22 protein-coding genes are annotated in these 22789 nt (G+C 58.5%); 19 read left to right on the top strand and 3 right to left on the bottom strand.

What is annotated here, in order from left to right:
• Positions 1 to 284 precede the first annotated feature (284 nt).
• The 12 genes from CENROD_RS00480 to CENROD_RS00425 all read left to right on the top strand — a co-directional run bounded on the left by CENROD_RS00480 (position 285) and on the right by CENROD_RS00425 (position 13396).
• Positions 285 to 2126 carry an acetolactate synthase 3 catalytic subunit gene (locus tag CENROD_RS00480; RefSeq protein ID WP_022771081.1) on the top strand — a complete coding sequence of 614 codons (1842 nt, stop codon included), beginning with the start codon at positions 285 to 287 and terminating at the stop codon, positions 2124 to 2126.
• A gap of 18 nt (positions 2127 to 2144) precedes the next feature.
• Positions 2145 to 2636, top strand: coding sequence for an acetolactate synthase small subunit (ilvN, locus tag CENROD_RS00475; RefSeq protein ID WP_022771080.1), 492 nt, complete (start codon positions 2145 to 2147; stop codon positions 2634 to 2636).
• Between the two features lie 80 nt (positions 2637 to 2716).
• Positions 2717 to 3733 (top strand): ketol-acid reductoisomerase, encoded by a 1017-nt coding sequence (ilvC, locus tag CENROD_RS00470; protein WP_022771079.1) that lies wholly within the window; start codon positions 2717 to 2719, stop codon positions 3731 to 3733.
• A gap of 208 nt (positions 3734 to 3941) precedes the next feature.
• Positions 3942 to 5855 carry a threonine--tRNA ligase gene (gene thrS / locus CENROD_RS00465; RefSeq protein ID WP_022771077.1) on the top strand — a complete coding sequence of 638 codons (1914 nt, stop codon included), beginning with the start codon at positions 3942 to 3944 and terminating at the stop codon, positions 5853 to 5855.
• Between the two features lie 60 nt (positions 5856 to 5915).
• On the top strand, positions 5916 to 6479 hold the full coding sequence (infC, locus tag CENROD_RS00460; RefSeq protein WP_420795910.1) for a translation initiation factor IF-3: 564 nt from the start codon (positions 5916 to 5918) through the stop codon (positions 6477 to 6479).
• A gap of 114 nt (positions 6480 to 6593) precedes the next feature.
• Entirely contained in the window at positions 6594 to 6797 is a 204-nt protein-coding gene (rpmI, locus tag CENROD_RS00455) for a 50S ribosomal protein L35 (RefSeq protein WP_022771075.1), read from the top strand.
• Between the two features lie 25 nt (positions 6798 to 6822).
• Positions 6823 to 7185, top strand: a complete 363-nt coding sequence (gene rplT / locus CENROD_RS00450) for a 50S ribosomal protein L20 (protein WP_022771074.1) — start codon at positions 6823 to 6825, stop codon at positions 7183 to 7185.
• 98 nt (positions 7186 to 7283) lie between these two features.
• Positions 7284 to 8405, top strand: a complete 1122-nt coding sequence (locus CENROD_RS00445) for a phenylalanine--tRNA ligase subunit alpha (RefSeq protein WP_022771073.1) — start codon at positions 7284 to 7286, stop codon at positions 8403 to 8405.
• 130 nt (positions 8406 to 8535) lie between these two features.
• On the top strand, positions 8536 to 10992 hold the full coding sequence (gene pheT / locus CENROD_RS00440; protein ID WP_022771072.1) for a phenylalanine--tRNA ligase subunit beta: 2457 nt from the start codon (positions 8536 to 8538) through the stop codon (positions 10990 to 10992).
• A gap of 190 nt (positions 10993 to 11182) precedes the next feature.
• Positions 11183 to 11500: an integration host factor subunit alpha gene (locus CENROD_RS00435; RefSeq protein ID WP_022771071.1), complete on the top strand. Its 318-nt coding sequence runs from the start codon at positions 11183 to 11185 to the stop codon at positions 11498 to 11500.
• A gap of 136 nt (positions 11501 to 11636) precedes the next feature.
• Positions 11637 to 12035, top strand: a complete 399-nt coding sequence (locus CENROD_RS00430) for a MerR family transcriptional regulator (RefSeq protein ID WP_022771070.1) — start codon at positions 11637 to 11639, stop codon at positions 12033 to 12035.
• Between the two features lie 32 nt (positions 12036 to 12067).
• Complete coding sequence (locus tag CENROD_RS00425) at positions 12068 to 13396, top strand: replication-associated recombination protein A (protein WP_022771069.1); 1329 nt, start codon at positions 12068 to 12070, stop codon at positions 13394 to 13396.
• 23 nt (positions 13397 to 13419) lie between these two features.
• Here CENROD_RS00425 and CENROD_RS00420 read toward each other — a convergent pair whose 3' ends face one another.
• Both CENROD_RS00420 and CENROD_RS00415 read right to left on the bottom strand, forming a co-directional pair.
• Entirely contained in the window at positions 13420 to 15306 is a 1887-nt protein-coding gene (locus CENROD_RS00420; protein ID WP_041193144.1) for a flagellar assembly protein A, read from the bottom strand.
• Between the two features lie 178 nt (positions 15307 to 15484).
• Complete coding sequence (locus tag CENROD_RS00415; RefSeq protein WP_051360256.1) at positions 15485 to 16027, bottom strand: NifB/NifX family molybdenum-iron cluster-binding protein; 543 nt, start codon at positions 16025 to 16027, stop codon at positions 15485 to 15487.
• A gap of 463 nt (positions 16028 to 16490) precedes the next feature.
• Between CENROD_RS00415 and CENROD_RS00410 the strand changes: the two genes are divergently transcribed.
• From CENROD_RS00410 to CENROD_RS00395, 4 genes are read left to right on the top strand one after another with little or no spacing between them, the layout of a single operon-like run.
• A complete protein-coding gene (locus CENROD_RS00410; RefSeq protein ID WP_022771066.1) occupies positions 16491 to 17432 on the top strand; it encodes a branched-chain amino acid ABC transporter permease in 942 nt (313 codons plus the stop codon).
• A 21-nt stretch (positions 17433 to 17453) separates the two neighbouring features.
• On the top strand, positions 17454 to 18539 hold the full coding sequence (locus CENROD_RS00405) for a branched-chain amino acid ABC transporter permease (RefSeq protein ID WP_022771065.1): 1086 nt from the start codon (positions 17454 to 17456) through the stop codon (positions 18537 to 18539).
• On the top strand, positions 18536 to 19387 hold the full coding sequence (locus CENROD_RS00400; RefSeq protein ID WP_022771064.1) for an ABC transporter ATP-binding protein: 852 nt from the start codon (positions 18536 to 18538) through the stop codon (positions 19385 to 19387). Before CENROD_RS00405 ends, CENROD_RS00400 begins: the two co-directional genes overlap by 4 nt.
• 3 nt (positions 19388 to 19390) lie before the next feature.
• A complete protein-coding gene (locus CENROD_RS00395) occupies positions 19391 to 20104 on the top strand; it encodes an ABC transporter ATP-binding protein (RefSeq protein ID WP_041193143.1) in 714 nt (237 codons plus the stop codon).
• Here CENROD_RS00395 and CENROD_RS12865 read toward each other — a convergent pair.
• Positions 20011 to 20346 carry a phage integrase N-terminal SAM-like domain-containing protein gene (locus tag CENROD_RS12865; RefSeq protein WP_081699767.1) on the bottom strand — a complete coding sequence of 112 codons (336 nt, stop codon included), beginning with the start codon at positions 20344 to 20346 and terminating at the stop codon, positions 20011 to 20013. The two genes, CENROD_RS00395 and CENROD_RS12865, sit on opposite strands and share 94 nt — an antisense overlap.
• Positions 20347 to 20429: 83 nt before the next feature.
• Between CENROD_RS12865 and CENROD_RS00390 the strand changes: the two genes are divergently transcribed.
• The 3 genes from CENROD_RS00390 (at position 20430) to CENROD_RS00385 (ending at position 22785) form a co-directional block, all read left to right on the top strand.
• Complete coding sequence (locus CENROD_RS00390; RefSeq protein ID WP_202961163.1) at positions 20430 to 20912, top strand: type II toxin-antitoxin system VapC family toxin; 483 nt, start codon at positions 20430 to 20432, stop codon at positions 20910 to 20912.
• On the top strand, positions 20905 to 21111 hold the full coding sequence (locus CENROD_RS13400; protein WP_022771060.1) for a hypothetical protein: 207 nt from the start codon (positions 20905 to 20907) through the stop codon (positions 21109 to 21111). The genes CENROD_RS00390 and CENROD_RS13400 overlap by 8 nt, the downstream gene beginning before the upstream one ends.
• Positions 21112 to 21873: 762 nt before the next feature.
• A complete protein-coding gene (locus CENROD_RS00385) occupies positions 21874 to 22785 on the top strand; it encodes a transporter substrate-binding domain-containing protein (protein WP_022771056.1) in 912 nt (303 codons plus the stop codon).
• Positions 22786 to 22789: the final 4 nt, after the last annotated feature.

Raw genomic sequence — 22789 nt, 5'->3', positions numbered from 1 at the left:
CTACGCGATGGTTTGTTTACTCCTGAATAATAGCCTTTTCAATAATATATATTCTGAATATATTGATCCATGAAATCGGCTATTTGCACGAATCACAACAAAACCCAGGCGCTACTGGCGACCACAGTGCCATAATCGTTGCGCTATCCGTCCAAACGGGTCTGGGCTTTGCGCATCAACCAGAGCGCACATGGCTCCGGCCCCAAGTTTCGACGCGGCGCCACAAGCGCTGGCGAAGAAGCACCCAAGGCATTTCCTGCAAGAAATTCTTTCCGGTTCAAATCATGGATTCTTCCTCTACTTCTCCCTGCGCCTCTTCTGGCGCCCTCCCCCCCCACGACCCCACCGCAACCACTGCAACGTCCACCACGGCTGTTGCGGAAACGGCTGTGACAGACACGGCTGGCATAGAACTGCGCGGTGCGGAAATCCTCATCGACGCTTTGCAGCGTGAGGGCGTGAAATACGTCTGGGGCTACCCCGGCGGCGCCGTCCTCCACATTTACGACGCGTTTTTCAAACAACACTCGATCCGCCATTTTTTGGTGCGGCATGAACAAGCTGCCGTCCATGCCGCCGATGCCTATGCACGGGCCACTGGAGAGGTCGGCGTGGCATTCGTCACTTCCGGCCCTGGATCGACCAATGCCGTCACAGGCATCGCCACGGCGTACATGGACAGTACGCCCCTCGTCGTCGTCAGCGGGCAAGTTCCGACCCCCGCGATTGGCCTCGACGCATTCCAGGAATGCGACACCGTCGGCATCACCCGCCCCGTTGTCAAGCACAACTTCTTGGTCAAGGATACGCGCGAACTCGGCATGGTCATGAAAAAGGCCTTCCATATCGCACGCAGTGGCCGACCTGGGCCTGTCGTCGTCGATATTCCGAAAGACGTTTCCTTCCGCAAAGTGCCCTACAAAGGGTACCCGGATGCCGTGGAGATGCGCTCGTACAACCCCGTCCACAAAGGGCACGCGGGGCAGATTCGCAAAGCCGTCCAACTGCTGCTGTCGGCCAAACGGCCTTACGTGTACACCGGCGGTGGAGTGATCCACAGCAACGCTACGGCAGAGCTGCGCCAACTCTTGGATTTGCTCGGTTGCCCTGGCACCAGCACGCTCATGGGGCTGGGCGCCATTCCTGGCAATGACCACCGCTTCCTCGGTATGCCCGGTATGCATGGAACGGTCGAAGCCAACAATGCCATGCAGCATTGCGACGTGCTGCTGGCGATTGGCGCACGTTTCGACGATCGGGTGATCGGCAACCCCAAGCATTTCGCGCAAAACGAACGCAAGATCATCCACATCGACATCGACCCTTCGAGCATTTCCAAGCGCGTGCGGGTCGACATCCCGATCGTCGGCGACATCCGAGAAGTGCTCATCGACATGCTGGCGCTCTTGCGGGAATCCCCCCAGCGCATCGACTCCGCTGCACTGCAAGCGTGGTGGAGCACCATCGCGGAATGGCGCGCCTGCAATTGCCTGCGCTATGACCATGGCGATGGGGACATCATCAAGCCCCAGTACGTCCTTGAGACACTGCAAAAGTTGACGAAAGACGACGACGTCTACATCACCACCGACGTCGGCCAGCACCAGATGTGGGCAGCCCAGTACCTCCGCTTCCGCGATCCCCGGCACTGGATCAGCTCCGGCGGTTTGGGAACGATGGGTGTGGGAATTCCTTTCGCCATGGGTGTGAAGCTGGCCCGGCCCGACAACGACGTGTTCTGCATCACTGGAGAAGGTTCCGTGCAGATGTGCATCCAGGAGCTTTCGACTTGCCTGCAACATGGCTTGCCGATCAAGATCGTCTTGCTCAACAACCGCTACCTCGGTATGGTGCGCCAGTGGCAGGAGATTGAACACGGCGGGCGCTACAGCCACAGCTACATGGACGCGCTCCCGGACTTCGTCAAATTGGCGCAGGCTTATGGGCACGTCGGAATGCGCATTGACCACGCCAAAGATGTGGAGCCAGCCTTGCGCGAGGCACGCAGCCTCAAGAATCGGACGGTGTTCCTCGACTTCCGCACCGACCCCACGGAAAACGTGTTCCCGATGGTGCAAGCCGGCAAGGGAATCACGGAAATGCTGCGGAGTTCCGAAGACTACTGACCTCCCACGGAAACCATCATGAAACACATCATCGCCGTGCTCCTGGAAAACGAAGCCGGGGCGCTTTCTCGTGTCGTCGGGCTGTTTTCTGCCCGTGCCTTCAACATTGAGTCGCTGACTGTGGCGCCGACAGAGGATCCCAGCCTCTCGCGGATGACCATCCAAACGACAGGTTCTGACGAAGTCATCGAACAAATCACCAAGCATCTCAACCGCCTCATCGAAGTCATCAAGGTCGTCGACCTCACCGAAGGGGGCTACATCGAGCGTGAGTTGATGATGGTCAAGGTGCGCGCCATCGGCAAGGAGCGCGAGGAAATGAAGCGCATGGCCGACATCTTCCGGGGACGTATCATCGACGTGACCGACAAGAGCTACACCATCGAGCTGACCGGGGACAAAAGCAAGAACGACGCCTTCCTCGACGCCCTCGAATCCGGGGTCGTTCTCGAAACAGTGCGTACGGGCGCTTGTGGCATTGGCCGTGGGGAACGCATCCTGCGGGTGTGAACACGGCAAACGATCCACCCCACAACACCCCCAAAAAACAACCCCATAAATCCCCTCAGGAATTCATTCAGGAGTTCACAGTGAAAGTGTTTTACGACAAAGATTGCAATCTCGACCTGATTCGTTCGAAGAAGGTCGCCATCATCGGCTACGGCAGCCAAGGCCATGCGCACGCGCAAAACCTGCATGACAGCGGCGTGCCCGTGGTCGTCGGCCTGCGCAAGGGCGGTGCATCGTGGGCCAAAGTCGAAAAGGCCGGGCTGCAAGTCGTCGACGTGGCCGAAGCCGCCCGCACTGCGGATGTAGTCATGATGTTGCTGCCCGACGAACAAATCGCCAGCGTCTACGCCAAAGACGTGGAACCGCACATCCGCCAGGGTGCATCGTTGGTGTTCGCGCACGGCTTCAATGTCCATTACGGCTTCGTCGTGCCCCGTGCCGACCTCGACGTCTGGATGGTCGCCCCCAAGGCGCCAGGCCATACCGTGCGCGGCACCTATGCCCAGGGTGGCGGGGTTCCCCATCTCATCGCCGTCCATCAGGATCGCAGCGGCAATGCCCTGCAGTTGGCGCTAAGTTACGCCATGGCCAACGGCGGCGGGCGCGCCGGGATCATCGAAACGACGTTCCGCGAAGAGACCGAAACTGATCTCTTTGGCGAACAGGCCGTGCTCTGCGGAGGAACCGTCGAGCTCATCAAGACCGGGTTCGAGACCCTCATCGAAGCCGGATACGCACCAGAAATGGCCTACTTTGAATGCCTGCACGAGCTTAAGCTGATCGTCGACATGATCTACGAAGGCGGCATCGGCAACATGAATTACTCCATCTCGAACAACGCCGAATACGGCGAGTACGTCACCGGCCCCAAGGTCGTCACCCAGGCGTCTCGCGAGGCCATGCGCCAATGTCTGCGCGACATCCAGTCCGGGGAATACGCCAAGAGCTTCATGCTGGAAAACCAGGCCGGCGCCCCCGTATTGCGCAGCCGCAGGCGGCTGATGGCCGAGCATCCGATTGAAAAAGTCGGCGAATCCCTGCGTGCGATGATGCCGTGGATCGCCAAAAACAAGCTCGTCGATCAATCCCGCAACTAAGCGCCCTACGAGCACTACGCGCCTAAACGCGCCTAATGCTGTAGATTCCTTCCCCAGCATTCATCGCCTCGGCCCGTCTGCCCCACGCAACGGTTCTGCTCCCGTTATAGGAGCGACGGCAGTCGCGATAGCGGGGCTGTCTTGGAGGGGCCACTGCGGTGGCTTCTCTCTTTTGCGTGGTCTGCGCAATTCCCCTTTCCCATTCGTCATGGTTTGTCTCCGTTTCCCCGATGGTTCCGTGCGTTCGTACCCAGGCCCCGTAACGGCGGCCACCGTTGCTGCCGACACAGCGCAGCCCGCCGACGTCATCGCGGCCCAGGTCGGGGATCGGCTCGTCGACCTCTGCCACCTGCTGGATGCCGACGCCACCCTTGCCTTCGTTCGCGAAACGGATCCCCAAGGGCTGGACATCCTGCGCCACTCGACGGCGCATCTGCTGGCTTACGCAGTCAAGGATCTGTTTCCGCACGCCCAGGTCACCATCGGCCCGATGATTGAGAACGGTTTCTATTACGACTTTGCCTTCGAACGGCCTTTCACGCCCGAAGATCTGACCGCCATCGAACGCCGCATGGCCGAACTTGCAGCCAAAAACGAGGCTGTAGTACGCCGCGTGCTGCCACGTGACGAGGCTATCGCGGTATTCCAAAGCCAAGGCGAGCACTACAAAGTCGAACTCATCCGCGCCATTCCCGAAGGGGAGATCGTGAGCCTGTACCGCGAAGGCGCCTTCGAGGACCTGTGCCGTGGCCCGCACGCGCCCAACACGGGCCGACTGCGCCACTTCAAGCTGATGAAGGTGGCCGGGGCCTACTGGCGTGGCGACCACCGCAACGCGATGCTCCAGCGCATCTACGGCACCGCGTGGCCGAGCAAGGAAGCGCTCCACCAATACCTGCACATGCTCGAAGAGGCCGAGAAGCGCGACCACCGCAAGCTGGGGCGCGAGCTAGACCTCTTCCACCAGGAAGAATCTGCCCCCGGCCTGGTGTTCTGGCACGCCAAGGGATGGGTGCTGTGGCAATGCGTGGAACAGTACATGCGGCAGGTGTACCGCCACAACGGCTACCGCGAAGTCAAAGGGCCCCAAATCCTTGACAAATCGCTGTGGGAGAAAACGGGACACTGGGACAAATACCGGGAAAACATGTTCATCACGGAATCGGAAAAGCGCGAATACGCGCTCAAACCGATGAACTGCCCCGGCCACATCCTGATCTATAAGCAAGGTGTCAAAAGCTACCGGGACTTGCCCCTGCGTTATGGGGAATTCGGCCAATGCCACCGCAACGAGCCGTCTGGCGGGCTGCACGGCATCATGCGCGTGCGCGGCTTTACGCAAGACGACGGCCACATCTTCTGCACGGAAGACCAAATCCAGCAGGAATGCGCAGCCTTCACGGCATTGCTGCAAGAGGTCTATGCAGACTTCGGATTCACCGACATCCTCTACAAAGTCGCAACCCGCCCCGACAAGCGGATCGGCAGCGATGCAAGCTGGGACAAGGCGGAACAAGCCCTGCTCGACAGCCTTCGTTCTTGTGGACGGGCTTTCGACATCTCCCCCGGCGAAGGCGCCTTTTATGGCCCCAAGATCGAATACACGCTGCGCGACGCGCTGGGCCGCCCCTGGCAGTGCGGAACGATCCAGGTGGACTTTTTTATGCCCGAACGCCTCGGCGCCGAATATGTCGGCGAAGACGGCGCACGCCACTTCCCCGTCATGCTGCACCGTGCAATCGTCGGCAGTCTGGAGCGCTTCATCGGCATCCTGATCGAAGAAACCGCCGGTGCCCTGCCCGTATGGCTGGCCCCTGTGCAGGCTGTCATCCTGTCCGTTACCGATGCCCACGTCGCCTACGCGCAGCAAGTTTGCCAAGCGTTGTGCAGTCAAGGCTTTCGCGCTGAAACGGACCCGGGCAAAGACAAGATCACCTATAAAATTCGCGCCCATTCCGTGCAGAAGGTGCCTTATCTCCTCGTCGTGGGGGATCGGGAAGTCTCCGATGCAACGGTCTCAGTGCGTGCTCGTGGCGGGCAAAACCTCGGCGTTATGTCTGTAGACGAGCTGGCTCGTCGTCTCGCTCTCGACGTCGCGCGCAAGTCGCGCCCCATCCCCTAGTGGGTGGCAGAGCGGCTCTCCATTGGACTTTGAAGGAAGGATCTCGTCATCGCTACCGAAATTCGTGACCGCCGTCAGCGCGAAGAGCGCAAACACCGCCTCAACCGGGAAATCACTGCCTCGGAAGTGCGGCTCATTGGCCTCGACAACGAGCCTTTGGGAGTTTTCAGCATCGTTGACGCCATGAAAAAGGCCGGGGACCTCGACGTCGATCTCGTCGAAATTTCTCCCGTGGCCGTTCCCCCTGTCTGTCGTCTGGTGGACTATGGCAAGTTCAAGTACCAGGAACAGAAAAAAGCTGCGGAAGCCAAAGCCAAGCAGACTGTCATCGAGATCAAGGAGATCAAATTCCGACCGGGTACCGATGATGGGGATTACCAGATCAAGATGCGCAACATTCGCCGCTTCCTTTCAGAAGGCGACAAATGCAAGATCACCCTGCGTTTTCGGGGTCGAGAAATCACCCACCAGGAATTGGGGATGGCGTTATTGCAACGAATCCGGGAAGAGCTGGGCGATTTGATCCTCGTCGAACAGTTTCCCCGGCTTGAAGGCAGGCAAATGGTGATGATGATCGCCCCAAGCAGAAAGAAAGTCGTGACCAAACCGGTTACAGCTTCTTGACATTTCCCTTCTTTTTTACGGCAGCAGGTCGCCCGCCGTTATTGAAGCCCGAGGCCATCAAGGCTGCGAGTTTGTTGCAGACGCCTCGAAGGCTTGTGTTCCAGGAGCATATTCATGCCCAAAATGAAAACCAAAAGTGCGGCAAAAAAACGATTCCGCGTTCGTCCAGGTGGCACCGTCAAACGTGCGCAGGCTTTCAAACGCCATATCCTGACCAAGAAAACGACCAAGACCAAGCGCCAGCTTCGCGGCGCTACCCTGGTTCACGAGACCGATTTGCAGCGGGTGGCAGACATGCTCCCCGGCTATGGTCTCTAAAGCAACGACGTACTAGGAGGTATATATGTCTCGTGTCAAACGTGGGGTAACGGCGCGTGCGCGCCACAAGAAGGTTCTTGCCCAGGCCAAGGGGTACCGGGGTCGTCGTGGCAACGTGTTCCGCGTAGCCAAGGAAGCGGTGATGAAAGCGGGGCAATACGCCTACCGCGACCGCCGCGCCAAGAAACGTGTCTTCCGCCAACTCTGGATCGCCCGGATCAACGCTGCTGCCCGCCAATGCGGGATGACCTACAGCCAACTGGCTGATGGCCTCAAAAAAGCGGCCATTGAGATCGACCGCAAAGTGCTCAGCGAATTGGCCATCAGCGATATGGCTGCCTTCTCCGGCATCGTCGAACAGGTACGCGCAAAACTGGCGCAAGCCTGACATCGCTTGCGACATCGACGGACATAGTGGACCAAGCCAGGAGAGGGGTGCCCTCTTCTGGTTCCACCTCCGCCCCCAGGGTTCTTCCCCTTCCCACCATGGATGCACTGCAAGCCATCGTCGAGGAAGCACGCCAAGCTTTTGCCCAGGCACGCACTGCTGCCGAGGTCGAAAACGTCAAGGCTGCGTACCTCGGCAAATCCGGCCAGATCACCCTTTGCATGCAAGGGCTGGGCGCTCTTCCGCTCGAAGAGCGCAAACGCCGTGGCGCCACGATCAACGAGGCCAAACGCGCCATCGAACAATGTTTGCAGGATCGTCGGCAAGCGCTTGCACAGCAAGCCCTGTACGAGCGCCTGCGTGTCGAAGCCCTCGACGTCACCCTGCCTGGCCGTACACGCACGCCTGGGGGATTGCACCCGGTTTCGCTCACCATCGAGCGGATCGAGGCCTACTTCTCGACCCTCGGCTTTGAAGTCGCCCAAGGGCCTGAAATCGAGACAGACTGGTTCAACTTCACTGCGCTCAACACCCCGCCGGATCACCCTGCCCGCTCGATGCACGACACCTTCTATGTCGAAGGGGGCGCGGATACCCTGCCTTGTCTGCTGCGTACCCACACCAGCCCGATCCAGATTCGTCATGCGATGCAGCACGTCCGGCGCTATGCCCGGCCCCATGGCAACACGCCTTCCGATTCGTCTGCTGATTCGCCTCCTGATTCGCCTTCTCCTACGCCCCCCGACGCGCTGTACAGCGGGCCGATGCCCGACATTCGGGTCATTGCTCCGGGCCGTACCTATCGGGTGGACAGCGACGCCACCCACTCGCCGATGTTCCACCAGTGCGAGGGGCTATGGATCGGAGACAGCGTCAGCTTCAAAGACCTGCGGTACACCTTCACGCACTTCTGCCGAACATTTTTTGAATCGGAAGACGTCGCGCTGCGCTTTCGCCCCAGCTTCTTCCCCTTCACGGAACCCAGCGCGGAAGTCGATATCCGCTTTGCCGATGGCCCCCTCGCTGGCCGGTGGCTGGAAGTGGCGGGTGCCGGGCAGGTACATCCCAACGTCGTTCGCAACATGGGGCTTGACCCCGAACGCTACATCGGCTTTGCCTTTGGCATGGGCCCGGATCGGCTAACGATGTTGCGCTACGGCATCAACGATTTGCGCATGTTTTTCGATGCCGACCTGCGGTTCCTCTCGCAGTTCCGCTGACGTTCGCCACCCCGCTGACGCTCGCCATTCCGCCCTCGCAGGCCATTGCTCGAAACCTGTAGCGCTGCATACGCCCTGCGTCCTTCCCGCCCGGCATCCTTTCCACTATCGCCCCCTACCCAACCCGACGATGCAATTCCCCGAATCCTGGTTGCGCCAGTGGTGCAACCCATCCATGGATACCGCACAGCTTGCCGATGCACTGACCATGGCGGGCATTGAGGTCGAAGACATCGCCCCCGCAGCCATGCCCTGCGGAGTGGTCGTCGCACGCATCGATAGCGCAAGCGTGCTGCCTGGGCAAGATCGCCTGCGGGTATGCCAGGTCGATGCCGGAACCGGGCGCCCATGCACCGTGGTGTGCGGCGCTCCCAATGCGCGGCCTGGAATCAAGGTTCCGCTGGCCACGCTCGGCGCCACGCTGACTACAGCCGCAGCGACAGACCCCTTGGTGGTGCGAACGCAACGGTTTGGTGACGTGGCCAGCGAAGGCATGCTTTGCTCCGCGCATGAATTGGGCTTGGGCAGCGACAACGCAGGCCTGTTGGAACTGCCCGACGATGCACAGCTTGGCGTGGATGTGCGCACGATCCTGCACATGGACGACGCCCTGCTCACGATCAAGCTCACCCCGAACCTGGCCCACTGCCTCAGCGTCCACGGCGTTGCGCGCGAACTGTCCGCGCTGACCCAGGCACCCCTGACTCCACGGGTATTCCCCGAAGTCGCCCCGACGATTCCAGACATCCTGCCGCTGACAGTGACCGCCGCCGACTTGTGTGGACGCTTTTGCGGAAGGATCGTCCGCAACGTCGATGCCCGCGCGCCAACGCCATGGTGGATGCGCGAACGGCTGCGCCGTTGCGGCCAACGCAGTATTTCCGCCTTGGTCGACATCTCCAACTACGTGATGCTCGAATCCGGCCAGCCTTCGCACGTCTTCGACCTCGACACGCTCCGCGACGGCCTCGAAGTACGCTGGGGCCGTTCGGGGGAAGTCGCCTCGCTATTGCATGGCGCCACAGCGGCAATCGATCCCCACATCGGCGTCATCGCAGACAGTGCAGGAATTCAGGCGCTCGCCGGCATCATGGGCGGCAGCCACAGTGCCGTGGGCGACGACACGCGCAATATCTACATCGAAGCCGCGTTCTGGCACCCCGCCGCCATTGCCGGGCGCGCCCGCGCACTGCGCCTCACTTCCGAAGCCGCGCACCGCTTCGAGCGCGGGGTCGACCCCAGCCTCACCCGTGCGCACCTGGAACGCATCACCCAGCTCATCCTGGATATCTGTGGCACTCCGCAAACCACCGTCGGCCCCATCGACGACCACCGCGTTGCGATGCCGGTCGAGACCACAGTCTCGATGCGGGTGGCGCGCGCCAGCAAAATCCTTGGCGTAGCGTTATCGCCACAGCAATGCCTGACAGCCCTGCGCAGCCTGGGGTTGGAGCCGACCCCTTACGAAGACCGCATCGACGTCCAGGTTCCCCCCCATCGCTTCGACTTGCGCATCGAAGAAGACCTCGTCGAAGAAATCGCCCGCGTCATTGGCTACGACACCCTGCCGATGACGCCTCCCCTCGCTCCCGCAGTCGGTACATTGCGGCCGGAAAACACCCGCAGCGCCAACACCGTGCGCCATGCCATGGCTGCGCTGGGGTATCAGGAAGTCCTGCAATTCAGCTTTTGCCCAGAACAATGGGAACGCGACTTTGCCGGCAACACCAACCCTGTGCGGCTGCACAACCCCATCGCCAGCGACCTATCCGTGCTGCGTTCCACGCTGCTTGGCTCGCTCGTCGATGTGCAGCAACGCAACCAGGCACGCAAAATTCAGCGGGTACGGGTTTTTGAGATTGGGCGCGTATTTGCCTATGACCCCACTGTCGGCGACACCCTCCAAACCGTTGCCGGATTTGCACAGCCCATGCGCTTGGCAGCGCTGGCTTGTGGCCCCGTCGATCCCTTGCAGTGGGCCAGTCCGCAACGTGCCGTCGATTTTTATGATGTCAAAGGCGATCTTGAATCCCTGCTTGCCACAACCCTGTCGAGCAAGCTGGAATGCATCGCTGCGGAACACCCCGCGATGCACCCTGGGCGCTGTGCCCGACTGCGCTGCGATGGAGTCGATGTCGGCGTTGTGGGGGTGCTGCATCCCCAGTGGTGCCAGGCGTATGGGCTGACGCAAACGCCCGTGCTCTTCGAAATCGACCTCGACCTCGTCCTGCGCCGCGCAGTGCCACGGTTCGTACCGGTTCCCCGACTGCACCCCGTCGAGCGGGATGTGGCCGTGTGGGTCGACGAATCCATCACCGCCCAAGCCCTGTTTGCGACGGTACACGCTGCACCATGCACCATCCCCTTGCGCGATGCCGTGCTGTTCGACGTATACCGTGCGCTTTCGTCCCCGTCCACAACCCCCGCGCACGCTGCACCTGCTGCAACATGCCGCCAGAAGAGCATGGGGATTCGCCTCACGTTTACGCCGGACCGGGTTGCCATCTCCGACGCCGACATCGAAGCTGCCGTTGCTACCATCTTGTCGCACTTGGAGCGCGAACTCGGCGCCCATCTGCGTACCTAACTTTCATGCCAGTTTTGCCACCCCAAATGATGAAATACGCCCTGGGAGCGCGGGTGTCCCACCCGCCAAATGCGGGCAAGATGCCCGCGCTCCCAAGAGTGGCGCTATGATTTTTGAGGTATTTCACGTTAAGAACCCTATAGCCACCCAGCCACCCACTCCACTGCGAGTACCTCCCGCCCCCACCCCCATGTCTTCCACCCCAGTTGCCCCTTCCGATACGGCGCTTACCAAAGCTGAAATGGCTGACCGGCTCTACGAACGCGTTGGGTTGAGTCGCTCCGAATCCAAAGCCATGGTTGACACCTTCTTCCATGTCATCCTCCAAAGCCTTGCACAAGGGCAAGAGGTCAAGATCAGTGGGTTCGGCAATTTCAAGCTCCGCACCAAAACCCCCCGCCCGGGGAGGAACCCCCGCACCGGGGAATCGGTAGACATCCTTGCGCGGCGGGTCGTCACCTTCCACGCCAGCCCCAAGCTCAAAGAGCTGATTCAGCAGCAACCATAGCTGCCTGCCCGGGCCATCACGCCTGCTGCCGTCGCTCCCACAAACCTGACCAACAGCACCGCGCATCCCCACACGTTGTCAGAGCGACGGGTTGATGATCGCGCCTGCGTGGCAACCATTCTGCATAATCGTCGGGATGGACGACACCCTGCCCCCGATACCGGCGAAACGCTACTTCACCATCGGCGAAGCCAGCGAACTCTGCGGGGTCAAGCCCCACGTGCTCCGATATTGGGAGCAGGAATTCACCCAGCTCCGGCCCATGAAAAGACGGGGCAACCGCCGGTACTACCAGCACCATGAAGTGCTGATGATTCGCCGAATCCGCGAACTGCTGTACCAGCAAGGGTTCACGATTTGCGGTGCGCGCAACCAAATCCAAGCGATGATGACTGCGCAAGCCGAAGAGGGAGCCGCAGCGCCTGGATACGAAGCGCCCGGCCCCTCCTCCACGGCAGTGATCCCCATTGCCCCTTCCTGGGATGCAATCCGTCGCAATCTCGAATCGGCGATCGATTTGCTCACCATCCCCTGAGCCGATGCAAGGCGGGATGCGTTTTGACAACCATGTCCCCTTCGCACCCTGCCCACCCCCACGCCCCGCTGGCAGAAATCCTGCGCCCCCAAACGCTGGATGAGGTGATCGGGCAATCGCATCTGCTGGCAGAGGGAAAGCCTTTGCGGTTGGCGTTTCAATCGGGAAAACCGCACTCGATGATCTTCTGGGGGCCGCCTGGCGTGGGCAAGACGACGCTGGCGCGGCTGATGGCCACGGCGTTCGACTGCGCATTCATCGCACTCTCTGCGGTGTTTTCCGGTGTCAAAGATCTTCGCGCTGCGATGGAACAGGCCCAGCAAAACCTGGCCCAAAGCAAACGGACGGTTCTGTTCGTCGATGAAATCCACCGGTTCAACAAATCGCAACAGGATGCGTTGCTTCCCTACACCGAGAACGGGCTGGTCACGCTGGTAGGCGCAACAACCGAAAACCCTTCGTTCGAAGTGAATGCAGCGTTGCTGTCGCGCACGCAGGTCTACGTGCTGCACCCGTTGACCGATGCCGAATTGCGGCAACTGCTGCAACGTGCCATCGACAAAGCGCCCGCTTCCTTCGACGATGCGCCCAACGATTCGCTCGAATTCGAAGACCCTGCGCGCAACACGCTGATCGGTTACGCAGACGGCGATGCCCGCAGACTGCTCAACCTGTTCGAACAATGCCAAACGGCTGCGCACGCCCAGGGAATCCGAAAAATCAGTGCGGACTTCGTTCACAACGCGCTCACGCTGAACAGCCGACGCTTCGACAAAGGCGGGGACCACTTCTACGACCAGATTTCAGCGCTACACAAGTCCGTGCGCGGGTCAAACCCCGATGCCGCGCTGTACTGGCTGTGCAGAATGCTCGACGGCGGCGCGGATCCACGGTATCTGGCCCGACGCATCGTCCGCATGGCGTGGGAGGACATCGGCCTGGCCGACCCGCGTGCGATGCAGATCGCCAACGATGCGGCATCGACCTACGAAAGACTGGGAAGCCCCGAAGGCGAATTGGCCCTGGCGCAGGCGGTGATTTATTTGTCCGTCGCAGCCAAAAGCAATGCCGGGTATATGGCCTACAAACAGGCGCGCTCTTTCGTGCAGGAAGATACCAGCCGTGAGGTGCCGGTCCACCTGCGCAATGCCCCCACCAAATTGATGAAAGAACTGGGGTACGGACATGCATACCGCTATGCCCACGATGAACCCAACGCCTATGCAGCCGGAGAAAGCTACCTACCCGAAGGCATGGCCGAGCCAAGCTGGTATCGGCCAGTACCCAGGGGGTTGGAAATCAAGATCGGGGAAAAGCTGGCTTTGCTCAAAAAGTGGGATCGGGAAGCGGGGAAGGGCTAAACGCTGCTTGTAGGAGCGGCGGCCTATGGGGAAGCATACGACCACGCCACGCTACCGCGATCATCGGCAAATACGAGCAGGCGCGAGGCAGTGCGGGTACGCAAAATATTGCGAATTTCCCTGGTAGACGGTGCATCGATTTTGGCAATGCCATACGGGGTTTGCATTTGTTGTACTAGCGTGCTGCCGGTCACTTTGGCAATTTTGCATACCCGCCCGGAAGAAAGCTCCTCCTGCATCTTTTTGAACTCATCGTATTCCTTCCGCTTTTCTGCCAGCCTGGTAACGATTGCGTTTTTCTCGGTAACGAGCCTTTCCAACCCCTTGATATTTCCCCTTTGCATTCTTTGCATCTGGTTGAAATTCTGCTCCTGCGCTGGGGATAGCTTGATCTTGCCAGACTGGATCATCTCCATCAGCGAAAGGAACTTGGCAAATTCCGGTTCCGATTTGAATGCCTTGATTTCTTCCAACTTGTCATCAATATCGAGTTGAATTTCCTTCATCGCTGCATCGTATTTTGCATTCCGCTGATGAAAATCCGCCATATCTGGAATGAAAATCGTGACCTGCGTGATATTGTCCCGGCGGATGTCTGCAACGCCGATATCGACATTGCATCCCGCCATGGCACATCCCTGCGAAATATCTATCCGCAAATCCCTGGCAACGATGTCGCAATTGATGGCATGTCCGATGTACACAGTCTGTGCAGTGATGAAGCAATTTTCCGCATAATTGATTTCCACGCTCCCACCCAGCGCTTCGATGTTCGAATTGGACGCGCGTTTTTTGATTTGAATGGTTCCGCCGTCACTTTTTGCGCTGCCCCCGGCAAGACTATCGTCAATCACAATCTTCCCGCCATCGGAGATCAGCGACCCAAAAACCCCCGAGCTGAACCGCATGTTTTTGCCTTCCACCACGCGGCCTTCCTGCACTTCCCCATGCTCGATGAACTCTTCGACAGTCAAATACAAATCTCCCGTCGTCCTGGTACTGATTCCTTCCGTATTTTCTATTTTGACCGTGACAGATATTTGGTTTGTCTTGACGTCGAGCGTGAGAAAACCATCTATGGTAGAGAGGAGATATTGCTCTCCATTGATCACTTCCACTTGGGTTCCCGGGCCGGAAACATGGTTCATGTTGAGGTCTTTGGGAACGATTGGTTCCAAAACGTCCCCGGTAATGCTATAGCCAGGCTTGCCCAATATGCGGGGAATTTTCCTGACGATCTTCTGCCCCTCACTGATTTGGGGGAAACGATTTTTGAACCGCCGAAGATCCGCAATACCCGCCCTGATGAGAGGGGAATCGTCACGATGCAGTTCGCTGTACTCTTCCTTCAGCTCTGCATCGCGCCCAGGCGTGGGTGGCAATTCCCGGGCAATCACGGCGCGATGCGCATTTTTTGCCTCGGTGCGTGGCTCAAAGGCATGGATATCGATGCCGTATCGCACGCCTTTCATCCACATTGCCGCAATGAATTCATCGAGGTCGAGATGGGTTGGCTCGGCATGCACTTGTTCTTCATAGCCCGTGATCGGCTTTTCCCCGTTTTCATCGGGTTCTCCGTACACCGGTTCTTTTTCTGTATGTTCGAGGAAAACAGGCTCGAACATGTATTCCGCATGCGCACCATGGTTCATCACCCGCACTTCCTTGTAGAGCACCTTGCGTTCTGATGGAAAAGGAACGATCTTTTTTGCCAGCAACAGAAAACTATCTTCCTTGGACAATGGCTCGACCGGGTATGCCAATTTCAAAAATAACGAATACTCCAGCTCCTCAAAACGGAAACCCTGCGCAAAAAGATCATTGACAAAGGTGCGGAAATTCCACTCCGAGGGCAATTTCTCCAGATTTACAAATACGCCCTCGGGACGATCATCAATAAATGCAGGCATGATCGGCAATGTGGGGCTGGATGATTGATCGGAAATAATTGTCACCATAATATTTGTATAAAAAAATCTATTGATCAATACAAGACATTGGCACAATCTGCATGTCGCTACCGGAGTTCATCAGCCCAACACATCTTTCGCCTTTTTGGGCACTTCTGGATCGTTGCTGCCCTGCACCTTAGCAATTCTTTCCTTTCCCCTCGCCTCTTCCCCCACACCCCCCACCATGCTGCCCGCCACAAGAACAGGCGCCGCCTCCGTGGTCATGATGGTCGTGGTGTTCATGGTCATGGGTATGACACCCTTGGTTGCCACATCCGCAACCGTGGCCGTGGCCGTGATCGTGATCAGGACCGTGGTCAGGGTCATGCTCCTCCCGCGCATCCAGCACCGGCAAGCTGCCATCCAGCCACGCTGCCACGGCGCGGTCGGGGTCGGTTTCGGAGGTCACGATGGCGTCGATGCCTTGGCAGCGCAGGCGCTGTTGCAGCCCGGGGCCCATGCTGCCTGCAATCAGGACTTGCACGCCGTCCCACATGCTCGGCACCGCAGCGGCAGTTTGGTGCGCCATGGCGTGCAGGCTTTCGGACATCGATAGTTCGATCAATTCCTTGCCCGCCACCGTTTTGGTCTCCGAAATGTCGTAGACCCAGTATTTGCGGCATTTGCCGGCGTGGGGGGTGATCGTTTTGCGGTTTTGGCTGGTAATGGCAATTTTCATGGTGCGATGGTGGTGGTGTACAAAAAGAAATAGCGCAATATCCGGGGTGATATACGAGGTGATATACGAGGCGATAGCGGTGCGATTGCCCCTGCCTGGATTTGCCGCGCTCAGACGCTCAGAGAGTCGGAAATTCTGCCACTTACAATTTTTGGCTTTTCTCTGCATTGTGTGTAGCCATTGCGTAGCAGATTTCCTCTTGGTTGCTACATGTTTCGCCCTCCCCCCGTCACTGTCTCCCTGAGCAATGGTATGCACACCGCTGTAGCGCCGTCGAAAATCCTTCGCAACTTCCGTCACGCTGACCTCAGCCTAACACTCCCGCTCTCGTTGTAAGAGCGACAGAAGTCGCGATGGTACGGTTCCTATGTGGGTACGGGGTGGGTGAATTCGGGCCTGGTTCCCGGTCTTTCTCCCCCTTGCTCCCTTTCCCCCTTTTTCCTGATCATTCTCCCCCTTTCGTTTGGACACTTTCGTTCAGCAAATCGTCAACGGCTTCGTGCTGGGTAGCATGTATGCGCTTGTCGCGCTGGGGTACACGATGGTCTACGGCATCATCGGGCTGATCAATTTCGCCCATGGTGATTTGATGATGGTCGCCGCCCTGGTGGGTTGGACTTGCATTGCCTGGTTCACCGCAACATGGCCCGACGCCCCCGGTTGGCTGGTGCTGTGCTGCGCCACATCCGTTGCGTGCCTGGGCTGCGCTGCGCTGAATATCGGCATCGAACGCCTGGCTTACCGCCCCCTGCGCAACAGTCCCCGCCTCGCTCCGCTCGTCACCGCCGTGGGGGTATCGATGCTGTTGCAGACCCTTGCCATGATCATCTGGCGGCCCGAATACAAATCTTTCCCCTCGCTGCTTCCCACCGAACCGCTGGGCCTCTCCCTGGGCGCGGGCCATGCCGTCGTCTCCCCCACGCAGTTGTTGACGATTGCCGTCACCGCCCTATCGCTGGCCGCGCTGGCTTGGCTGGTGCATGGAACCCGCCTGGGCCGGGCCATGCGCGCCACAGCGGAAAACCCCCGCGTTGCCATGCTGATGGGCATCCCCACCGACCGCGTCATCGCGCTGACCTTTGCGCTGGGCGCGGTGCTTGCTGCCATCGCCGGGGTACTTTGGGCTTCCAACTACGGCGTTGCGCACCATTCAATGGGATTGTTGCCGGGGCTGAAAGCCTTTACTGCTGCGGTGCTGGGGGGCATCGGCAACCTCCCCGGGGCGGTAGTGGGGGGCTTGGTGCTTGGCCTACTCGAATCGATGGGTGCGGGGTACCTGGGAACGTGGACGGGCGGATGGATGGGCAGCCACTATGCCGACGTGCTTGCGTTTTTGGTGCTCATCACGGTGCTGACGCTGCGCCCGCAAGGGCTGCTCGGCGAACGTGTCGCCGAACGGGCGTGACCTGCCCGCACACTGCCGGCCATGCCTGCCTGCTTCCCTCGATGGAATTCCCGCTGGATCTGGCTGCTGGGCCTGCTGGCGTTGCCTTGGGTATTGCACGAGCTGGGCAATGCGTGGATTCGCGTCGCCAATATGGCGCTGCTGTACACGATGCTGGCCGTGGGGCTGAACATCGTCGCGGGCTTTGCCGGGCTGCTTGATCTGGGGTACATCGCATTTTTTGCCATCGGCGCATACACCCAGGCGCTGCTTGCCAGCCCGCATCTCCCCCAAAGCCTCGTCGGCCTGGCCACGCTGTTTCCCGATGGGCTCCACACCCCGTGGTGGGTCGTCCTGCCGTTGAGCTTTGTCTTGGCGGGGGGGATGGGCGTTTTGCTCGGCGCGCCCACGCTGCGCTTGCGTGGCGATTACCTCGCCATCGTGACCCTCGGTTTCGGGGAAATCGTTCGCATCTTCCTCAACAACCTTGATCACCCCGTCAACCTCACCAACGGGCCACGCGGCATCGCCAACATCGACAACCTCTCGATCCTGGGGCATGACTTGGGCCAGCCTTTGCACATCCTGGGGCTGACGGTTCCGCCGCTCACGCAATACTTTTATTTGCTTGGGATCGTCGTGCTGTTGTGCCTAGTGCTGTCACGCAGGCTGCTGGCTTCTCGTATTGGCCGCGCCTGGGTCGCGATTCGGGAAGACGAGCTTGCCGCGCAATCCGTCGGCATCGACACCCGTGCGCTCAAACTGCTAGCCTTTGCCGTGGGCGCCAGCCTGGGTGGCGTTTCCGGCGCGCTGTTTGCGGCATTGCAAGGCTTCGTCTCGCCCGAATCGTTCACGTTGATGGAATCCGTCATGATCGTGGCGATGGTCGTTTTCGGCGGCATCGGGCATTTGCCGGGGGTCGTGCTCGGCGCGGTGGTGCTATCGGCATTGCCGGAAGCACTGCGCCACCTTGCAGGCCCTTTGCAACAAATGACGAACGGGCACCTCGATGCCTCGATCCTGCGGCAACTCCTCGTTTCGCTGGCCATGGTGCTCGTCATGCTGCTACGTCCACACGGCCTATGGCCCACGCCATCCTCGCGCGCCATCGCGCTGGAGGAACGATGAATTGCTCGGCGCCGCCCACCGCGCCAGAAGCCGTGCCAGCCATCACGCCAGTATTGGATGCCCAGGGCGTCTGCAAGCATTTTGGCGGTCTGCATGCGCTGCGGGGGGTAGATCTGCGGGTGCTGCCGGGGCAGGTGCATGGGCTGATCGGCCCCAATGGCGCGGGCAAAACGACGTTCTTCAATGTGCTCACGGGGGTCGATCCTCCTGACGCCGGGGCTTTCCGCATCCTGGGCCAGCCCTACCACCCCACGGCGGCCCATGCCGTTGCCCGCGTGGGCATTGCCCGGACGTTCCAGAACATCCGCCTGTTCGCAGAAATGACTGTGCTGGAAAACGTGATGGTCGGCTGCCACGCACACACCCACTGTGGCGCCATCGCGGCCCTGTTACGCACCCGAGCGTTCCAGCGCGAAGAAGCCAATATTGCCCGCTCCGCGCTCGCATGGCTGGAGTACGTGGGCCTGGCAGCCCAAGCGCACCGCATGGCACGCACCCTGAGCTATGGCGACCAACGCAGGCTCGAAATCGCCCGCGCGCTGGCCACCCGCCCCACACTGATCGCGCTCGACGAACCCGCTGCGGGAATGAACGAATCCGAAAAACGCGCCCTGCGCGAACTGATCGCCCGGATTCGGCAAGACGGCCACAGCGTGCTGCTGATCGAACACGACATCGCCCTGGTGATGGGGCTATGCGATGCCATCACCGTGCTGGACTGTGGCGAATGCATCGCACGCGGCACCCCGACCGACGTGCGCAACGACGAGCGCGTCATTGCTGCATTTCTGGGCACTGCCGGGCAGGCGGACTGCGATAGCGATACCACGGCGATGGAGGATGCCTGAGCGATGGACATCCCCATGCTCGAAGCCCGCAGCCTGCATATTGGCTATGGCGCCACGCCCGTCGTCCATGGCATCGATTTCACCGTGCAGGCCGGGGAACTGGTCTGCCTGATCGGCGCGAACGGCGCGGGCAAAAGCACGGTCATGCGCGCACTCACAGGGCAATTGCCCATCAGCGCGGGGGAATTGCTATACCGGGGGCGCAGCCTGCGCGACTTTGCCCCCTGGGAGCTGATTCGCGAAGGGCTGGCGCTGGTGCCTGAAGGGCGCGGCGTTTTCACCCGCATGACCGTGCTCGAAAACCTCTACCTCGGCGCCTATACCCGCAATGACGACGGCGTCGAAGGCGACATCGACCAAGTCTTCCACACCTTCCCTCTTCTGCGGGAACGCGCACGCCAACTGGCCGGTACGCTCAGTGGCGGCGAGCGCCAGATGCTCGCCGTAGGCCGCGCCCTGATGGCGCGCCCGCAAGTGCTGCTGCTGGATGAGCCTTCGATGGGGCTGTCTCCCCGCATGGCCGACACGATGTTCGAGGTGTTGCGCGAGCTGCACGCCAAGCCCGCAACGATCCTGCTCGTCGAACAAAACGCCCGCCGCGCCCTGTCGATCGCCGACCGGGGCTATGTCATGGAATGCGGCAAATTGCCCCTGACAGGCACAGCCCAGGAATTGCTGCACGATCCCGCAGTGCAGCGGGCGTATTTGGGGGGGTGAGTGGCGTAGGCAGCGTAGGCCGTGGATCGCTTATGGCTGTTCTGGTGTCCCCACAAGAAGGTCAATAATGTCTCCACATCTTTGGGTCCCAGTTCACGAGGATGGCGCTTTCCATGCAAAAGAATGAAGCGTTTTGTCCAATGGATGTATGCTTGCCCGGTACGTAAACTGTAATGCCGCAAACGAACCGCCTCCCGACTTTGGTCAAGGAGGCGAGGCGGTTGGGAAGTGAGCGCATTCATGACTTCAGAAAAATGCATATTACACGGCATTTTTTAAGCTAGACTGCACCGCTGTGCAGTTGAATTGATGTTAGGCATGAGAAATGATGAAACGTAAGGTGTACATCGAAACGTCCGTCATCAGTTACCTGACGGCTCGGCCCAGCAAGAATGTTATCGAAGCGGGGCATCAGCAAAGTACCTATTTATTTTGGGATCGGCGTAGTGAATTCGATCTGGTCGCATCGGAACTTGTTGTCACTGAATGCAGTGCGGGAGATTCCTTTGCAGCAACCAAACGCATTGAAGCGCTCTTGACGATACCGCTGCTCGATATAACAACTCGCAGTGTTGAACTGGCGAAGGAACTGGTTATTGCTGGAATCGTCCCAACAAAGGCGAGTGAGGATGCCATGCATATTTCAATTGCCACTGTTCATTTCGTGGATTATCTACTGACCTGGAATTGTCGGCATATTGCCAACCCCGAAATTCAGGCACGAATCGCTGAACATTTTCAGCGGAAGGGATTGTTTCTGCCTTTTATTTGTACACCTGACGAACTCTTAGGAGAAGAAAATGAGTAATAGTATTATTCGCGAAGTACGATTGATTCGTGAGCAACACGCTGCCAGTTTTGATTTTGATTTAGATCGAATTTTCTCCGATCTTCAGTCCCGTCAGAAACAGCACGAGGCCGAGGGATGGAAAATAATTTCTGCCCCTGCCAGTTCACCACCAGTGTCTAATATAGCATTGCAGCGGATTCGCTTTGCTCACCGCTAAATTTCGACGTTAGGGCCACTGGTTTATGTCGAGCAGGTTGTGAAAGAAAACCTATGAACAACAAGTGCCTGTTGAATTTTTAAGAAATATTATTATATAATAGAATTAAAAAATGACGGAGTCAAACATAATATCAAATTATAACTCATTCCTCATTTTTTACATAAATCATTATATCAACACATTTCGATACTATAACAGTGATGATTTCCAAATTACCGTTACAGGATTTAATAAAATGCGTTTCAATGACTGGCCCTAAATATTTTGAAATAAATGCTTTTCATATCGATAACGCCTATATCGTGACCTCAATTCCAAACAGCGTATCTTCTTGCCCTTGATCGTGAAGCCCAAAAAGGCGCATTCACTCATCGGTGCCATCTTGCTTTGGGCAAGATTGACCTGGAGTTGGAGAATGGTTTCCAGATACCGCGTGATCGATTGCATCACCCGCGCTGTCTACCCTGCGCACGGCCTGCGGCTGGTATCGCCCTTCTCTGATTTGCTGTCGCACGGCTGGCCAGTGTGATCGACACATGCAGGCTACGAGGAGCTGATGTGATAACGTTGCTGGCCGATGCGATACATGCTGCAAGGCAAGGTCCGCCTGCACCGGCTGTACCGGCTATCCCAGAGCACTTGCTTGGGCAAGATGGTGCCCTCTTGGGGAGTTGAGGGTGGTGTGGCTAAACGGTTACTTCCGAAAGCGGCACTGTCGGCGTGATCGACAAAGGCAATAACCATCAAAAAAGGAACATCATGGACGTAACCCCTTACCCTGTCTGCCGTCTTCTGTGGGCACCCTTGTTGCTTGCCGGGGCCGTCTGTGCTCATGCGCAAGAGTTCACAGGGACTTTAGGCAAAATCGCTCAAACCCGAACTATCGTTGTGGGTTACCACGAATCAACGTCACCCTTTACCTACAGTGTGGATGAGGGCAAACCTTTGGGCTATTCGTATGATTTTGCCTTGAAAATTGCCGATGCCATCAAGCGTGAACTCAAACTTCCCGCACTGAACGTCAAGCCCATGGCTTTCACCACGCAAAACCGTTTCCCGATGGTACAAAACAAAATCATCGACATCATCTGCGGGGCTACAACCCACACCAGAGAGCGTGAAAATCTGGTAACCTTTTCCAACACCATTTTTGTGGCGGGCGCCAAATTGATGACGCGCAAAGATTCCGGCATCAAGGATTATTCTGATCTGACCGGAAGAACCGTGGTGACTTTTGCTGCTTCAACCTCCGAAAAGATGTTGCGCAAGATGAACGATGAGCGCAACATGCGAATCAACATCGTTTCCACATTTGACCGCAACAGCTCCCCCTTTCTTGTTTTACAGGCTGGCCATGCCGACGCCTACATGATGGACGATGTATTGCTCTTCAACGCTGTACATCAAACGTGGAAACCGGATGACTGGGTGGTAACCGGTACACCGCCATCGTTTGAAGCCTATGCCTGTTTCATGCAGCGTGGTGACAATGCCTTCAAAAAAGTGGTCGATCAGGAAATTACGCGGATCATGAAATCCGGTGAAGCCAAAGCCATCTACCAAAAATGGCTGATGTCACCCATACCCCCAAAAAGCGTGAACTATGCCTTTCCGATGAGCGCAGCCATGGTGGACCTTTTTGATCGACCCAACGACCAACCGTTTTACTGATTCA

The organism is Candidatus Symbiobacter mobilis CR (assembly GCF_000477435.1).
GTDB classification, from domain to species: Bacteria; Pseudomonadota; Gammaproteobacteria; order Burkholderiales; family Burkholderiaceae_C; genus Rhodoferax; species Rhodoferax mobilis.
Note: the sequence above shows the minus strand (reverse complement) of the source record. Positions and strands in the feature narration are given on the sequence as shown.

What these genes read in the sequence shown, in the direction of transcription:
- CENROD_RS00480 (WP_022771081.1), top strand. Translation starts at nt 285, where the DNA reads ATGGATTCTTCCTCTACTTCTCCCTGCGCCTCTTCTGGCGCCCTCCCC.
- ilvN (WP_022771080.1), top strand. Translation starts at nt 2,145, where the DNA reads ATGAAACACATCATCGCCGTGCTCCTGGAAAACGAAGCCGGGGCGCTT.
- thrS (WP_022771077.1), top strand. Translation starts at nt 3,942, where the DNA reads ATGGTTTGTCTCCGTTTCCCCGATGGTTCCGTGCGTTCGTACCCAGGC.
- rpmI (WP_022771075.1), top strand. Translation starts at nt 6,594, where the DNA reads ATGCCCAAAATGAAAACCAAAAGTGCGGCAAAAAAACGATTCCGCGTT.
- rplT (WP_022771074.1), top strand. Translation starts at nt 6,823, where the DNA reads ATGTCTCGTGTCAAACGTGGGGTAACGGCGCGTGCGCGCCACAAGAAG.
- CENROD_RS00445 (WP_022771073.1), top strand. Translation starts at nt 7,284, where the DNA reads ATGGATGCACTGCAAGCCATCGTCGAGGAAGCACGCCAAGCTTTTGCC.
- pheT (WP_022771072.1), top strand. Translation starts at nt 8,536, where the DNA reads ATGCAATTCCCCGAATCCTGGTTGCGCCAGTGGTGCAACCCATCCATG.
- CENROD_RS00435 (WP_022771071.1), top strand. Translation starts at nt 11,183, where the DNA reads ATGTCTTCCACCCCAGTTGCCCCTTCCGATACGGCGCTTACCAAAGCT.
- CENROD_RS00430 (WP_022771070.1), top strand. Translation starts at nt 11,637, where the DNA reads ATGGACGACACCCTGCCCCCGATACCGGCGAAACGCTACTTCACCATC.
- CENROD_RS00425 (WP_022771069.1), top strand. Translation starts at nt 12,068, where the DNA reads ATGTCCCCTTCGCACCCTGCCCACCCCCACGCCCCGCTGGCAGAAATC.
- CENROD_RS00420 (WP_041193144.1), bottom strand. Translation starts at nt 15,306, where the DNA reads ATGCCTGCATTTATTGATGATCGTCCCGAGGGCGTATTTGTAAATCTG.
- CENROD_RS00415 (WP_051360256.1), bottom strand. Translation starts at nt 16,027, where the DNA reads ATGAAAATTGCCATTACCAGCCAAAACCGCAAAACGATCACCCCCCAC.
- CENROD_RS00405 (WP_022771065.1), top strand. Translation starts at nt 17,454, where the DNA reads ATGCCTGCCTGCTTCCCTCGATGGAATTCCCGCTGGATCTGGCTGCTG.
- CENROD_RS00400 (WP_022771064.1), top strand. Translation starts at nt 18,536, where the DNA reads ATGAATTGCTCGGCGCCGCCCACCGCGCCAGAAGCCGTGCCAGCCATC.
- CENROD_RS00395 (WP_041193143.1), top strand. Translation starts at nt 19,391, where the DNA reads ATGGACATCCCCATGCTCGAAGCCCGCAGCCTGCATATTGGCTATGGC.
- CENROD_RS12865 (WP_081699767.1), bottom strand. Translation starts at nt 20,346, where the DNA reads ATGAATGCGCTCACTTCCCAACCGCCTCGCCTCCTTGACCAAAGTCGG.
- CENROD_RS00390 (WP_202961163.1), top strand. Translation starts at nt 20,430, where the DNA reads ATGATGAAACGTAAGGTGTACATCGAAACGTCCGTCATCAGTTACCTG.
- CENROD_RS13400 (WP_022771060.1), top strand. Translation starts at nt 20,905, where the DNA reads ATGAGTAATAGTATTATTCGCGAAGTACGATTGATTCGTGAGCAACAC.
- CENROD_RS00385 (WP_022771056.1), top strand. Translation starts at nt 21,874, where the DNA reads ATGGACGTAACCCCTTACCCTGTCTGCCGTCTTCTGTGGGCACCCTTG.